Source organism: Chitinophagaceae bacterium (assembly GCA_007695095.1).
Taxonomy (GTDB): Bacteria; Bacteroidota; Bacteroidia; order Chitinophagales; family REEL01; genus REEL01.
This window is the reverse complement of record REEL01000113.1, coordinates 38554-53794: the sequence shown is the minus strand read 5'-3', so window position 1 is coordinate 53794 and position 15241 is coordinate 38554. Positions and strand designations below refer to the sequence as shown.

General features: G+C 34.8%; 14 protein-coding genes. 4 read left to right on the top strand and 10 right to left on the bottom strand.

What is annotated here, in order from left to right:
- Nucleotides 1-265 precede the first annotated feature (265 nt).
- The gene (locus EA412_07835; GenBank protein ID TVR78885.1) at nucleotides 266-508 is read left to right on the top strand and encodes a hypothetical protein; all 243 of its coding nucleotides are present in this window, start codon (nucleotides 266-268) and stop codon (nucleotides 506-508) included.
- Nucleotides 509-551: 43 nt separating this feature from the next.
- Here EA412_07835 and EA412_07830 read toward each other — a convergent pair whose 3' ends face one another.
- A complete protein-coding gene (locus EA412_07830; protein TVR78884.1) occupies nucleotides 552-911 on the bottom strand; it encodes a hypothetical protein in 360 nt (119 codons plus the stop codon).
- Nucleotides 911-1141 (bottom strand): DUF433 domain-containing protein, encoded by a 231-nt coding sequence (locus EA412_07825; protein TVR78883.1) that lies wholly within the window; start codon nucleotides 1139-1141, stop codon nucleotides 911-913. The genes EA412_07830 and EA412_07825 overlap by 1 nt, the downstream gene beginning before the upstream one ends.
- A 459-nt stretch (nucleotides 1142-1600) precedes the next feature.
- On the opposite strand from EA412_07825, the gene EA412_07820 reads away from it, so the two are divergent.
- Nucleotides 1601-1858, top strand: coding sequence for a hypothetical protein (locus EA412_07820; GenBank protein TVR78882.1), 258 nt, complete (start codon nucleotides 1601-1603; stop codon nucleotides 1856-1858).
- A gap of 154 nt (nucleotides 1859-2012) precedes the next feature.
- Here the strand turns inward: EA412_07820 and EA412_07815 are convergent, their stop codons facing one another.
- The 5 genes from EA412_07815 to EA412_07795 form a co-directional block, all read right to left on the bottom strand.
- Entirely contained in the window at nucleotides 2013-3995 is a 1983-nt protein-coding gene (locus EA412_07815) for a tetratricopeptide repeat protein (protein TVR78881.1), read from the bottom strand.
- 165 nt (nucleotides 3996-4160) lie between these two features.
- Nucleotides 4161-5225: a T9SS C-terminal target domain-containing protein gene (locus EA412_07810; GenBank protein ID TVR78880.1), complete on the bottom strand. Its 1065-nt coding sequence runs from the start codon at nucleotides 5223-5225 to the stop codon at nucleotides 4161-4163.
- A 312-nt stretch (nucleotides 5226-5537) separates the two neighbouring features.
- Entirely contained in the window at nucleotides 5538-6512 is a 975-nt protein-coding gene (locus EA412_07805) for an NAD-dependent epimerase/dehydratase family protein (protein TVR78879.1), read from the bottom strand.
- 37 nt (nucleotides 6513-6549) lie between these two features.
- Nucleotides 6550-7365: a DUF4249 domain-containing protein gene (locus tag EA412_07800; protein TVR78878.1), complete on the bottom strand. Its 816-nt coding sequence runs from the start codon at nucleotides 7363-7365 to the stop codon at nucleotides 6550-6552.
- Nucleotides 7366-7369: 4 nt separating this feature from the next.
- Nucleotides 7370-9601 carry a TonB-dependent receptor gene (locus tag EA412_07795; protein TVR78888.1) on the bottom strand — a complete coding sequence of 744 codons (2232 nt, stop codon included), beginning with the start codon at nucleotides 9599-9601 and terminating at the stop codon, nucleotides 7370-7372.
- Nucleotides 9602-9869: 268 nt separating this feature from the next.
- Here EA412_07795 and EA412_07790 point away from each other — a divergent pair, with 268 nt between their 5' ends.
- Complete coding sequence (locus EA412_07790) at nucleotides 9870-11447, top strand: hypothetical protein (protein TVR78877.1); 1578 nt, start codon at nucleotides 9870-9872, stop codon at nucleotides 11445-11447.
- On the opposite strand, the gene EA412_07785 is transcribed toward EA412_07790, so the two are convergent.
- The 3 genes from EA412_07785 to EA412_07775 form a co-directional block, all read right to left on the bottom strand.
- Nucleotides 11444-12247, bottom strand: coding sequence for a class I SAM-dependent methyltransferase (locus EA412_07785; protein TVR78876.1), 804 nt, complete (start codon nucleotides 12245-12247; stop codon nucleotides 11444-11446). The genes EA412_07790 and EA412_07785 overlap by 4 nt on opposite strands.
- A gap of 98 nt (nucleotides 12248-12345) precedes the next feature.
- Complete coding sequence (locus tag EA412_07780) at nucleotides 12346-12543, bottom strand: hypothetical protein (protein ID TVR78875.1); 198 nt, start codon at nucleotides 12541-12543, stop codon at nucleotides 12346-12348.
- 130 nt (nucleotides 12544-12673) lie between these two features.
- Nucleotides 12674-13396 carry a PKD domain-containing protein gene (locus EA412_07775; protein ID TVR78874.1) on the bottom strand — a complete coding sequence of 241 codons (723 nt, stop codon included), beginning with the start codon at nucleotides 13394-13396 and terminating at the stop codon, nucleotides 12674-12676.
- A 160-nt stretch (nucleotides 13397-13556) separates the two neighbouring features.
- On the opposite strand from EA412_07775, the gene EA412_07770 reads away from it, so the two are divergent.
- The gene (locus EA412_07770; GenBank protein TVR78887.1) at nucleotides 13557-15224 is read left to right on the top strand and encodes a CTP synthase; all 1668 of its coding nucleotides are present in this window, start codon (nucleotides 13557-13559) and stop codon (nucleotides 15222-15224) included.
- Nucleotides 15225-15241 lie beyond the last annotated feature (17 nt).

The window sequence follows — 15241 nt, the reverse complement described above, 5'->3', positions numbered from 1 at the left end:
TCCCTTTTATGAGCGGGCTAATAAAATTGCCGTTCTTAAATTTTTGTATTCTTGGAATTTGGGCTCTTGGATTTTGGTCTCTTGGGTCTTTCAAAGCATATTTTCCATCATAATTTTTCCATTTTTCTTTCTTGGGTTCTACATTCCATTTCACTCAACTCTTTGACAGACGATATAAAGAAATAAATCGTTTTAACGGAGAAATAATGGTAAATTTGATAAAGCACTTTGATGAATGAACTTTGTATGTAAAAACTTTAAATAGATGAGAACAGATTTAGAACTTCAAAATAAAAAGTTAGAATTAATACAATGGCTATCAACTTTTGATGATATTGAGATTCTTGAAAAGATTTCAGAACTGATTTATAAGGAAAGTCAAAAAGATTGGTGGAAAGAAATCCCGGAAGAAGAAAAAAAAGCTATTGAAAAAGGAATTGCAGAAGCAGACTCCGGAAAATTAAACCCTCACTCAAAAGCACATAAGCTTTATGGGAAGTGGGTATAAAATTTTTTGGACTGATTACTTTCTCTGTTTGGTTTTTTGAAATTTATAATTCTATCAGATTAATTTCATCTTTATCTATTTCAAGTAAAAAATTAGATTTACTATCTAGCTTTTGTATAGTCTCAATATGATCATTGAAAATTTTTATTAATGCCTGATTTGAGATATTTCCTAAATTAATTTTAATTAGCTTTTTAGGTGTTTGGTTAACAAAATATGAATCTCTAAAGTCCGAATCTTTAGAGATAATAACATAATTATTTTGATTTGCAAAATTGCATAATTCTGAATCTTTAGTCTCTGATTTTCCTAAAATTTCGTTTACATGTAGAGATTCAAAGCCCTTAGAAATTAAAAATTTCGTCAGTTTATAAGATATATGGACATCGCAAAGAAATCTCATCAGGCAACGTCCTTAATTGAGTGACCGGATAAATATAACTTAGCGAAATTTAAACAAGCTAAAATATCTTCTTTTTCTAATTCCTTATGGTCTTCAATTATTTGTTCAATAGTCATACCGGAACCTAACATATCGATAATTACCTCTACCGGCCATCTCATTCCTCTGATACAAGGTTTTCCATGACAAATTTTAGGATTAATTGTAATTCTTTTTATCAAATTGTCCATAGCACATTATTTTACTCAAAGTTAATTATAAATACGCAATTTTTAATGTGTTTGCACAACAAGCAAGTGATTATGTTTAACAACTTTTGGCTAAAATTTAGTATCATTTTAGAGGCATGGTATTCAAGATTTTTTTCTAATCCCTTTTAACAATTTTAAGAAAAAGTACAGCCATCAAACAAGCTGTCATGCTGACGTTAGGAAGCATCTCCGTATTTCCATTGAAACAGCTAATTGATAGGTAGATAGGTGGCTGAGCGGAGTCGAAGTCAGTGGACTTGACATTATGTAAAATCTAATTTAAGAAATAACCTTAGAACATTGAATGCCAGCCGGAGGCTGTTCAAGACTTACACTCGCGAGACGCAGAGCGAAAGCTGTCTACTGATTAATACGGAGACTCTTCGCTGCCACTCAGAGTGACAACTGATTTCAGGGAGCTCCCAATACATTTGCCATTTGCTATTTTCCATCATAATTTTTCCATTTCCAGCTCTTTCTATTCAGGAGATTATTACACGCGACTTAGGAGCAAGTACAAAATCCAATATTTATGGTAGTCGCGCTCATAATGACGGAAGTTTTTTAGGTTTTCCCTTTTATGAGCGTGCTAATAATATTGCTACCTTTGAATTTTTGAATTCTTGGAATTTGGTCTCTTGGGGCGAAAGCTGTCTACAGATTAATACGGAGACTCTTCGCTGCCACTCAGAGTGACAACTGATTTCAGGGTGCTCCCGATGGATTTTCCATTTTCCATCATAATTTTGACATTTTTCTTTCTTGGAATTTGGGCTCTTGGGACTTGGTTTTCTTGGGACTTCCTATCCTGCCTACTGCCACTGCCACTGCCTCCTGCCTACTTTCTCCCTCACCCGCCTCTTCTTATTTGTTGAAGAAAATCTCTGGCCTGAAGATTGTCAGGGTGCTGCCTGGTAAAATTTTCTAATAGTCTAATAGCTTTTGGAACATTGGCAGTTTCTAAATAAAGTGCACTTAAATTAAATACGGCATTTTCATAATCAGGGTCTAAGCGGACGGCCTTGGTTAATAAATCTTCAGATTCTTCAAAACGGAACTCTTGAAAATAGATAAATCCTAAATTTGAAAGAGCTGCTTTGTTGTATGGATTTTTATCAATAATGAATTTAAATACTGTTTTGGCTTCATCAAAATTGCCCGTTTGTAAATAGTTTACAGCCAGTTTGTTTTGAAATTCAAGATGCAGTGGCTTTATCTGCACACATGCTTTAAAATACTTTTCTGATTGATTGAATTGTCCCCTTGAGTAATAAGCTTCACCAATTCTATACAGCGTCCAGCTATCTTTAATTGTATTTATATTTCTTTTCCTGCTGAGGTCTATGATGGATGAAAAGTCTTCTTTTAAAAAATAATAATGAATCGCAGCTGCAAAGCCTTCTTTTTCAAGGTTTACATTTTGACTAAACAGATAGTTTGCCGCGCTGTCAAGCATATAACTTCTGGGACTGAATCGTTCATAAAAAGTTAAATAGCCTCTGGCTGTCATTACCGCAGTTGGGTTCTGCTGAATCATACTTTCCAGACCAATGAATTTTTTAATCGTCTCAATTTCTTCATAAGTGATATTTCCCTCAGTATATCCTTTTGCATGTTTACGAATATAATGGTCTGTTATGGAAACATGCGGAATATCTATACTACCTGATTTTGGCATATGACAGGAAGAGCAATCATTATCAGCGGCTATAAGCCTTTCTTCAGTTTCTGAACAAAGCGCCAGATTTTGTTGAGTATGACAGTCAATACAGGCAGCGTTGAAGGTTTGAATAGCTGTGTTTTTTACACTTATGTGGGGATTATGGCAAGTTATGCAACTCATATCAACAAGCTCAGTAGTAGAATTAGATACAGTAAAGCAATCACTCATTCTCAAACGCTCAGCCTGAGAAGCCATAATGAATTTATCATCAGCCCCTTCAAACCTTGGAAGAAATATATTTAGAACATCGCTTAAATACATGCCCGGTTTGAAATCTGTAAATTCTTTACCTTCTTCCAGCACAGCAACACCCTGTAAGTGACAGCTTTGGCATAAGCTAAGCTGTTGTTCAACATTTAGCCTTGCCGGATTTACAATTGAATTGTCGGCTTTAACAGATGTATCTACTACAATGCCGGCAAGTTTTTCGCGTACATGAAGTTCTCCCGGGCCATGACATCTTTCACAGTCAATTCCCTTTGCAATAGAATGATATTTGTTTTCAGAAAGGAAGTCAAAATCAGGTCTTGCATTATGGCAGTTCATGCATTCCAGTCCTATAAGTCTCTCAAAACGGGTATTAAACCCATCATCAAAACCGGGAGCTAAATCCCATTCTTCTTTTTGAGTATAAAAAGTTATAGGAGCCTGATAGATGTACCCATTGATTTCCAAGAGGTGTGAATTAGTGTGATTTCCAGATCCAATGATATAGGGTATGTATTCTTTCCGTGAATGTACAGTATCTCCATCTAAAATTCTGAACTCATGGATATAAAGGGAGTCTTCAACCCAAAAGGGGAAATAATTTAAGTTAGAATGTTCATCTCTAATAAGTACATGCTCTCCAAAATGCGCATCACTCCTATCCGGGGTAGCTAATCCTAATGATCGGCCCATGCCGGTTTGAATATAGTCATCATAAACATCTTCATGACAAGAACGGCAAGTAGCCATCCCGACATATTCTACTCCTTCATGGAGGTTGCGCCATTCAATATCTTCTACTAGATCTGTTTTTTTCTTTGTTTTTTTGCCGGTATCACAACGACTTAAAGAGAAAAGCAGGAAACCTGTTAGTAGAAAGATGATAATATATATGCGATGCATCTATTTCTTTCCTGATGTTAATTAAAAAAGAGGAAAATTTTCTTTTACTCTAAATGTAAATTTAACATCATTTTGCGACTTAAATAAATTTTAAAAAAGCGCATATTTTTAAAAAGTCACCAATTTAGCTAAGAAAAAACGTACAACCCATTTGTTATTAAGACCTTACTGTATATTCAGTTTCCCAAAATGCTGAGGGATATTTCCGTTTTTCTGTATAGAATAAATGTACATACCCTTTGAAATTCCATTAAGCTCAATTCTATTGTTTTGCTGATTAATGTTTTGAGTTTTTATCAATTGACCTTTCAAATCGTATAGATTTAACCGGTAGTTACTGTCTGTATTTTTCTCGAATTTTACAGAAATATATTCACTGGCCGGATTCGGATAAATTGAAATCAAGTTATCATTTTTTATACGGTTTGGTACAGAACTGATTTGATTAGGTATGTTTTCATACCATTCAGCAGTCCCGCTTACATCATTATAATTATCTAGATTGATAGTAACCAATGCCCAACCGGAAATTGTAAGATCACTATACCATTGATAACTAATAAAAGTATCCCTTAATACTTCTAAATTAGTCCATGAACCACCAAAAAGAACTTGTGTAGAATCTACATTATATTCAACTTCACGGACTCTCAATGCTTCTAAAGTGTCATTTGGCAGATAGACAGTCCCGTATCCATCAATATACACTACTCTTTCTGTTTTTTGATAAAATCTTACTGAATCTGCTCCTATAAGAGAGGTTGTGTCCTGAAATATTAGCTCAGAGTAAGATTGTGAAAAATTATCTTCATAGGTAAAAGGAAACTCATAGATTTGTCTTGGTGTTTCAAATTCTACTACAAAAGGTGGTGTTTCACTGTTATCAGCAAAACCCAGTAAATAAATACCATCCTCACTAATATCTATGAATACATAAAATTCTTCACTGTCTTCGCTTGAAATAACGGCTATATTGCTGTTTGGAAAAGAATTCGCAAATGGAGTGTTTGCAGGGTCGATAAAATAACTTGAATATTCACCGTGATTTTCCAGCATGGAAAAGTCCCAAATTTGATTCGCTCCGGCACTGCCAATACTAATTTGTGTAGTGTCATTAGCTAATGTTATGGTGTCTCCAATTTTAGGGAAATTTTCTTTTGAAATGCTAATTTGTGCAAAAGCATTATAGCTAAACAAAAGGCTTAGAAATAAGTAAATTGATTTTTTCATAATAATTGTTTTTAGTAGTTTTTGGTTTTTAATAAAAATTGAATCTTACAAAGTACTTTGAAATTGATTTTTTTAATTTTTTGCGATAAATACTTTTATCGGATTTTATACCGTAGATGCAATTGCATAGCACAAAGCAAAAAGCATTAATTAAAAAAACAAGCTCAGTGACCTTATAAAGTTAAGTTAAATATACTTAAAAATATTTTAATAATCATTGCTTATCAGTAAAATAAATATGGTGAACCAAGTAAGAATCCTGATTTTAGTAAAAAGTATTTACGAGGAGTTATTTATTAAAAGAATTATCGTTTAGATTTTCTTTTCAGATTTAAGCCATTCAAAAGTGCTTTGAAGCATAAAATCAAGATCGGATATTTTATAATTAAGGTCGGCAACTGCCTTTTGTGACTTACAAGTCATGCGGGCAGTTAAGAGTATAACTTCTTCCGGGGTAAGTGTGGGTTTTTTAGAAGTAATTGCTGAAATTGAATTGTTTATTCCGGCAAAAACTTTTAAGAGAAAGTCAGGGGTAACTTTTTGAGAAACTTTTTTATTTAATAAAGTCTCAATTTTATTAATAACCTCTATATATGAGTGTGCCGGTCCGCCTAAAAGATAGTTTTCACCAATTTTCCCGGATTTGAAAGCTGAAATATGAGCATTAGCCACATCTTTAACATAGCAAAAGGAAGCTTTTCCGGAGGGGACACCCGGTGTTCCTTTTTCATTGATGATTAAAAACATCCTGACCCAGTTTTGGTAGTCATAGGGACCAATCACATTAGCGGGATTCAAAATCACGGCATCCAGGCCTTTTTTCACGGCATTTTTTACAATCTGTTCGCTTTGAAACTTAGTAATAGAATAATTGAAATCTAATTTTTCTGCATTCGAAGGGGTGTTCTCGTTAATTTCAGCGTCATGTATTCCGTATGCTACTATGGAAGAGGTGTGTATAAATCGCTTTACTTTTTTTTGCAAAGCGGCGTTTACCATGTTTTGGGTACCTAAATTATTTATTTCAGTCTGTTGTTTATTATTTTTTGACCATGTATTCGTGCTGGCAGCTAAATTAAAAATCACATCCGTTCCTTCCGGTATAGCCTTAATTATACTCGCAAAATTTGTAACATCTCCCTCTTGAAATTGGATGCCCGGAAGTTTTACCGGATTCAGATTGCTGGTTTTTCTATGCAAGACGGTAATTTCCCATCCTTTTTCGGCAAGAAGGTGTATGAGGTTAATTCCAATAAATCCTGTTCCTCCCGTTACAAAAGCTTTCATAGTTTATTTTTAAAATTTAAAAAGCTGTTTGCCTTAGCTATTTTGCAGGGATGATTAGTTTTCTTCTGTCGTAAGTTAAAGCAACAAAAATCCCTAAGCCACCTTCGATATTTGTCTCAACTGCACCGGGCTGTCCGAAGGGATTCCCTTGAGCCGATTGAGCTGAAGAAGATGTTGCCAAAAATCGGAAATACTTTTCACTCAAATGAAAAAGGGTAACAAAAACCGTATCACCAATTTCATAATCATAGCCTGTGCCTAAAGTGATTTGCTCGCCATCAAGCGAACCATCACTAAGTTGAAAGGAAACATCCGGTGCAGCCGTTAAAGAGTCTTTATTTACAATTAATCGGTAGTAGTTTGCTACAACCGGTGGGTCTGTGAATGAAATTAGGAGCAATACCTCATTTTCGCTATTGTATTGTAGTCTGATAGTATCCAGATTTAATTCTTCAATAAAAGATGTTTCCGCTACGGCTTCTCTTCCGCTATTGTCTTTTACATATAAGGTATATGGACCGTCAAAGTCTTCAGGTACAGTATTTTCAGAAACAAAATTATAGACCTTTAAAGTGTTTAAATCTAAAAAAGAAGGGTTAAACTCTAAGGTGTCAGTATTTTCTCCATAAGTAATAATCACTAGTGCATCCTGAATTACAGGATTTCCGGGTTGATCAAAATAGGCCTGGCTTTCAGTTAAGGTAACCCGAAATGGTTTTCCTCGCTCCAGATATGACTCCACTACTAACTTATTTTCATATTCCGGCAGTTCTAATTCGATATCTTGCTGCATGTTTTCACAAGAAACTATTAAAAGTGTAAGTGCAGAAAGAACTATGGTATATAATCTCATTTAATTAAATTTTGAAGTTAAAGGTGATTGAAGGAATTATTGGAAAAAGGCTCACTAATTTTGCCTGATAGCCTGTGATATCGCCATCATTGTTCGTATTTTCATCATAAAAGATGAAGAAAGGATTTCGTCTGTTATACACATTGTAAATGCCAAAGTTTAAATCACCTTCTCCCCATCTCGGGAAAAAGTTATAGGTTACTCCTAAGTCCATTCTGTGATAGGCCGGCAATTGAAAACTATTTCTTTCAGTATATTCAGGTACAATTGAAGGAGTGGTTCCATCTACGTCAAAGACTAAATACCTACCCACCGGCAAAGTCGTCCGGCTGCCGCTACCATAAACCCATGTTCCGGATACAGACCAGCGACGATTAATTTTGTGTGAAAGAACAACTGAAATATCATGTCTTCTGTCGTATGTCGGGAAAAATGGATTCCCATTATTTACACCTTCAAACGTTCGTTCTGATATAGACCAGGTATAACCAATCCAGCCGGTTGTATTGCCTCTTTGTTTTTCAAGAAATAATTCAAAGCCATAGCTGTAACCATCTCCAAAGATAAATTCATCCTCCAGTCTTGGGTTTAAAAATAATTGAGCTCCATCTCTGAAATCTACTTGGTTCAGCAACCATTTATAATAAACTTCACCGCTTAAACTTAAAGATTGCCAACCTAAGTTTTTCGTAACTCCCACAGCAGCTTGTCTGGCTTTTTGAGGTGGAATCACTGAAGTTGAAGGATACCAAATATCTGTAGGTAAGCTGGCACCGGAACTGGCTACTAAGTGAATGTATTGTGCCATTTCGGTGTAACTTGCTTTTAGTGAAAGGGTTTCGGTTAATAAATATCTGGCAGAAACTCTGGGTTCTAAATTCCAGTAAAATTTTTCGTTATAAAAAGCTGATAATCTAAGACCTACATTGACTTTCAAATCTTCAAAAGGCTCAAACTCATCACTGACATAAAGACCGAACTGGTGAGCATCAATATTTTCTTCATTATCGAAATCAACTACATCATCTTCACTACTGCCGCTGAACCTTCCCGGTATGAATTGATGATAAGTGTAAAAAGCACCAAAGTTCAGTTTATGATTTGGAGAAATATAGTAATCAAAATCCGTTTTAAAATTAAAATCCTGTATTCGGCTGCCTAATGAAAATTCAAATTGATCTATAGAGTTTTCAATTTTGTAGTTATAGTTGCTGAAGGTAAAAGTTGTATTGGAAAATAGTCTGCTGTTGAATACACGATTCCAGCGGGCGGTAGTAGTAAAATTTCCCCAATCAAAGTCAATATTAAATATACCGGAACCAAATGAAAAAACATCTTTTCCGTAATAAGCACTGAGAAATACCCGGTTATTGTCATTAATCCTGTAATTAGCTTTAAAATTCAAATCATAAAAATAGTAGTCCGGAATTGGAGTGAAACTTTCGTTATCTGTATTCGCCTGATTAATTGCCCTGGTGAAAATGTCAAAATAAGTCCTTCTGCCGGCAATCAAAAATGAAGATTTATCTTTAACTATGGGTCCTTCCAGCATAAGCCTGGAGGATATAATTCCTAAGCCTCCTGAAGCCCCGTATTTTTGGTTGTTTCCTTCTTTCAGTTGAATATCCATTACAGAGGATAATCTGCCTCCGTATTTAGCCGGGTAACCTCCTTTGTATAATTCAAGACCTCTTACTGTTTCGGGATTGAAGACACTAAAAAAGCCAAAAAGGTGTGAAGCATTGTATACGGTAGCTTCATCAAGTAAGATTAAATTTTGATCTGAACCACCTCCCCGAACAAAAAATCCCGTGCTCCCTTCAGAGCCGGACTGTACACCGGGTGTAAGCTGAGCAACTTTTAAAATATCAACCTCTCCGAAAATAGCCGGGACCTCCCTAATCTGTTGGATGGGTAAACTGACAGAACTCATTTGAGTAGACTCAACCCGCTCTTGCGCCCTGTCGGTTCTTACAACCACTTCATCTAATTGCTCACCCTCTTCAATTAATCTAAAGTTAATGGTTGTGTCGTTTGTTGCACTAAAACTAACTTCCATAGTTTCAAATCCTATGAAACTGGCGGATATATTAACGTCCCCTGCGGGTACCCGAATTGAATAAAATCCATACATATTCGAAGAAGTGCCCTTATTTTCATCTATAATACGGATATTCGCACCCGGTAAGTCTTCGCCTGTTGCTTGTTCCGTTACATTACCACTTATGGTAATCATTTGAGCATAAATTTCTGAAGCGTAAAAAAAGATGATAAAGAATAAAAGGTATTTGTACATAACAGGTTTTTTTATGAAAATAAAGATTTGACTGCAATTTTAAATAAATTTGTAAGGAAATGGTTCAATTTAAATGCTTATTTATTTAGATATTTTTTTATTTGTTTGTGTTTCTGTTGATAACTAATAAGTTATTTTAATTATTGGACAATCTATTAAACAAAACAACGTAAATAATAAACTAATGAATACTTTTACAGTAATATAAATGCGTTATTTAAAGCACTTTTTTTTTATTCTGTTTTTATTTCAGCTAAATGAGGTTTTTGCAGTTAAGCAATTGGAAATTCTTCATGCGGATCGCTTGACGATGACTGAGCGTGGAGGGCAAAAAACCAGACTGCTTGAAGGTAATGTGGGTCTTAAACAGGATGATGCAATTTTGTATTGCGACAAAGCCTTTTTTTACATAGATGTTAATAGGGTAGATGCTATTGGAAATGTAAGAGTCGTGCATAATGATACTACCGAGTTGTTTGCAGATACTGTTTTCTATTTTGGAGACAGAAGAAAAGTAGAAGCCAGAAGAAATGTCAGAATTGTTGAAGGCAATAAAGTTTTAAAAACACATATCTTAGATTATTACTTAGACAGAGAGGTTGCTTATTATTTTTCGGGAGGAGAATTTACTGAAAATACCCTAAACCTGAAAAGCGAAAGCGGTTTTATAAACATGGCTAATGAACAGGCTACGTTTTATAAAAATGTAATCCTAATAGATGAAGGCTACACAATTTTTGCAGATACCTTAAAATATAATACACGTCAATCTCAATTGGTTTTTTATAGAAACACCCGTATAGTAACAGATCAGCAAGTGATTTACTGTGATAATGGATTTTTTAACACAAAAACTGATGAAGGGGTTTTTGGGCGAAATACCCGTGTAGTTTCCGGTCACCAGATTTTAGAGAGTGATAGTCTTCATTACAATGCTGATTCAGGAGAGGGAATTTCTGAGCGCTATTTTGTATGGACAGATACTATTGAAAAAATAATAATTAGTGGTCATTACGGTATCTACAATCGTGAAACCGAACAGCTAATGGCAACCCGTAAACCGATGATGAAGTCCGTAATGGATAATGACACATTATTCTTAACGGCGGACACTTTATTCTCAGGCATTGATACCTCGGAAAACAGATATTTGATTGCACATCGTCAATCTCGTTTTTTTAAAGAAGACTTGCAGGGTTTTGCTGATTCTCTGAGCTTTTCTTATGAAGATAGTATCATCAGAATGATGTATAATCCGGTAGTTTGGCAGGAAAATACTCAGCTAAGTGGGGATACGATTTTGATAATGATGAAGAATAATCAGTTAGATGAAGTTGAATTAATTCGGAATGCCTTCTTAATTGAGTATGAAGGAGATGAAGTTTATAATCAGATAAAGGGCAGGCATATACACGGTTATTTCGCGGAGGGAAGTCTGAAAAATATGGAAGTAACCGGAAATGCTGAGTCTGTTTATTTCGGAAAAGATGATAATGACAGATATATAGGTGTCAATCGTGTTGTAGCAGCCGGTATGTCATTGTTTTTTCTGGATAATAATATAGAAAGAATTCATTTCAGGCAATCCCCTGAAGCCGGATTTTACCCGATTGGAAATAGTCATCCATCAGAGTATCATTTAAGTGGTTTTAACTGGAGAACTGAGTACAGGCCATTATCTAAAGCTGATTTATTGAATCCAATTGTTTTGCTAAAAGAAGAGACAGAACAAAAAGAAAAGCAACCTGCCGGTGGTGGTCGTGAAAGAACAGGTGTTAGAGATTAAGCAGTTTTTCGAATTATCCATATATCCTGAGGCGTGTCCAGTCTGTTTATAGGTTTAGGTTCTATATGTTCCAGAATTTCTGCTTTTTTAAATAAATTTTTTACGTATTCTTTTGGGTGAAAAGCAGAAAAAATTCGATGCCCTTCTTTTACTCCACCTCTAATCACTAATTTATTATTCTCATATTGTTCTAATTCTGCCCCGCTAAGCTTTCCTTTAAAGTTATCTCCCTGCAGCGTAAATAACATAATACCTCCTTTTTTAGTCGTCCTGTATAACTCATCAAACCACTCATTATGCATTTTTTCAGAGAGATGAGTAAAAATCGAGATACCGTAAACTATATCAAACTGTTCATCTGAATAGGGTAGTTTAGCTTCTAAGCTGTTTAAGTTAAAATGAATACCTCCCAAATTTCTTTTACACCAATCAATAGTTTTTTGATTATAATCAGTACCGTAAAGTTTACAATTTTTGGTCAGTTGAGGCAGATGCCTGATAATTCTTCCGGGTCCGCAACCCCAATCTAATATAGTTTTTTCTTCCAGATCAGTATGTTTTCTAATTATCTCTGTCAACCAATTGGCGGTAGCTTTTCCACCGGTATAATATTTCCGGTAGTTCATTTGAAAGGATTCGTAAATTAAGTAATCGGGAGGTAGTTTTATATGCGGATGTTCTTCTTTAAATTGATTATTAATCTTTTTGTTTTTCACTTTTTCAAGGAAAAACTTCGTTTTATCGGCAAGATGGAGCAAGCCGGTTTTTCTAAGTAAATTTGATAGTATACTTTTATTCATTTGTAGCAGTAAAAATAAAAAGGTATTAATTTAAACGAACTTAAAGTTTTTTATTTAAAAAAAACAAATCTTTAAGTGTAAAGGTCAAAAAAAGGTGATTAATCCTTATTTAGAAATATCGAAGTTATTGCAATTATTATTAACCAGTATCCTAAAAACACTAAGAAGAACAAACCTGCTGTCATCAGAAAGTTTTGCATTTCAATATTTGCGGCAACTCCAAATGCAAGTATGAGGCTAAGTCCAATCAATATATTTCTTATACCCGGTTTCAGCTTATTTATATTCCCAATCATAGTTTACATATAAGGTTGTTAGTTAATTGCTTATAAATATACTGAATAAAATTTAAACTTTCCAAACATGCAAAAAAAAAGCTGCCTTCGTTTTATTGAAGACAGCTTTTTACTTAAAAAATTATTTTTATTATTTTCTTTCCTCGTACTCAATTTCTACTATAAAATCTCCTTCTTCTAATCTGATTAAACCATTTCCTTTTAGCTCGTATGGATTAAATACCCATTCGTTCATTAGTTCACTGCCAAGAGCTTCATTATCTCTCATTTGGACATTCCAGTTTCTGTTATCTAAAAGAATTGTAAGGTGGCTTAAATCCCAGCTGATTGGTAAATCAACACCCGGATTTACATCATCAAATGTTGACGTATTAAAAGTCCATCCTGTTTGAGATATAGTCATACGAACAAAAACATCCGGCCAAGGGCAACCATCAGGACAAGGTACGCCCGGAGCAGGAGGAGTATCCCAATCAGAACCATCCGGTTTAGTTTCCGGGAAATCTAAAACTCTGATATTAGTAATGTAAAGAGGCCCTTCAGTTGTATCGTTTACAGTAATCAGTTTAGATGTTCTGTCAAGCATTCTTTCATTTTTATGTATAGCAGCCAGTTCAACCAGGTAAGTGCCGGGAGCACTGTAAGAATGTTCTACGGTAGAGCCGGTAGCTTCTGTTCCGTCTCCCATATCCCAACGATAGCTTTCGGCATCATCAGAACAACTTGTAAAAGTGATACTTTCTCCGGGATTTACGGTAGTTTCAGTTGCTGTAAAGCATGCGTTTGGAGATGTACGACATCCCCAGAAAGCGATGGTTACAAAAACCAATAATAATACGTTTAATTTTTTCATGTTTATTGTTTTAATTAGCAAAAATAGAAGAGATTTTGTAAAAGTTGAATTTATTGTTAAATCTTTTTTCAAATTTGATAAATCTTTTTTATTTCCGTATTATGAAGTAAGATATTTAAGCTTGAGTGAAAGTTTTTTTTTAGTTTTGAAAAAAAACAAAATGAAAGGGCACAAAACATCCAAATATATTATTGTGACCGGCGGAGTAACTTCATCTCTCGGAAAGGGTATATATGCAGCATCATTGGCTAAGCTACTACAAGCCAGAGGTTTTCGTGTCACTATTCAAAAGTTCGATCCTTATATTAACATCGACCCCGGAACCTTAAACCCCTATGAACACGGGGAATGCTATGTCACAGATGATGGCGCTGAAACAGATTTAGACCTGGGACATTATGAAAGATTTCTTGATGTCCCAACTTCTCAGGCCAATAATGTAACTACCGGAAGAGTATATCAGACAGTAATCGAAAAAGAAAGAAGAGGGGAATATTTAGGTAAGACCGTTCAGGTTGTACCACACATTACGGATGAGATTAAAGAAAGAATGCTGCTCCTGGGTAAATCAGGTGATTATGATATTGTAATTACCGAACTTGGAGGGACAGTTGGAGATATTGAGTCATTACCCTATATCGAGGCCGTGCGTCAGCTAAAGTATGAATTGGGTCCTTATAATTGTATTGTGATACATTTGACTCTTATACCGTATCTTAAGGCTGCTAAAGAATTAAAAACTAAGCCGACACAGCACTCAGTAAAAGAAATGCTTAAGAATGGTGTACAACCGGATATTTTAGTATGCAGAACAGAACATAAACTTAGTGAAGACTTAAAGCGAAAATTAGCCCTTTTTTGTAATGTACAGCTCAATTCAGTAGCTCAGGCCTTAGATGTAGATTCTATATATAAAGTGCCGCTTGAGATTATGAAAGAAAATCTGGATAAAACTGTATTATCCAAACTGAAGCTATCTACCAAGCAAAAACCGGAAATATCAAAGTGGATAGAATTTATTGAGGGCTTAGAAAATCCGGAAAATGAAGTAAATATAGGACTTATCGGCAAATATGCAGAATTGCAGGATGCATACAAGTCCATACATGAATCATTTTATCATGCATCATCATATACTCGTACGAAAGTAAACATAATCACTATTCATTCCGAATATTTAACAAAAGACAATGTTGAAAAGAAGTTAGCAACTCTTGACGGACTTTTGGTAGCACCGGGTTTTGGAAACAGGGGAATAGAAGGTAAAATTGTGGCTATACAATATGCACGTGAAAGTAACTTGCCTTTCTTAGGTATCTGTCTTGGTATGCAATGTGCGGTTATTGAATATGCCAGAAATATCTTAAAATGGGGAGATGCCAATTCAGCAGAAATGGATGAGAAATCAACTAAGCTTGTAATAGATTTGATGGAAGAACAAAAAAAGATAACTCAAAAAGGGGGAACAATGAGGTTGGGGGCTTATGATTGCGATATAAAAAAAGGCTCCTTAGCTAACAAAATATACGGCAAAACCAAAATTACAGAACGTCATCGCCATCGTTATGAATTTAATAATAAATTTCTGAAAGATTTTGAAAAAGCCGGATTGATATTTTCCGGGATGAATCCTACAACTAATCTGATAGAAATTGTTGAGCTTAAAAATCATCCTTTTTTTATAGGAGTGCAATTTCATCCTGAATTAAAAAGTACCGTTTACCAACCACACCCTTTATTTATTGAATTAGTTAAAGCATCTTTAATAAAAAAGCAATCAAAAAATCAATATACTGCCTCTAAAAGCAAAAATTCTATTTCTTATTAGTAGATTTGCAGTCCAAA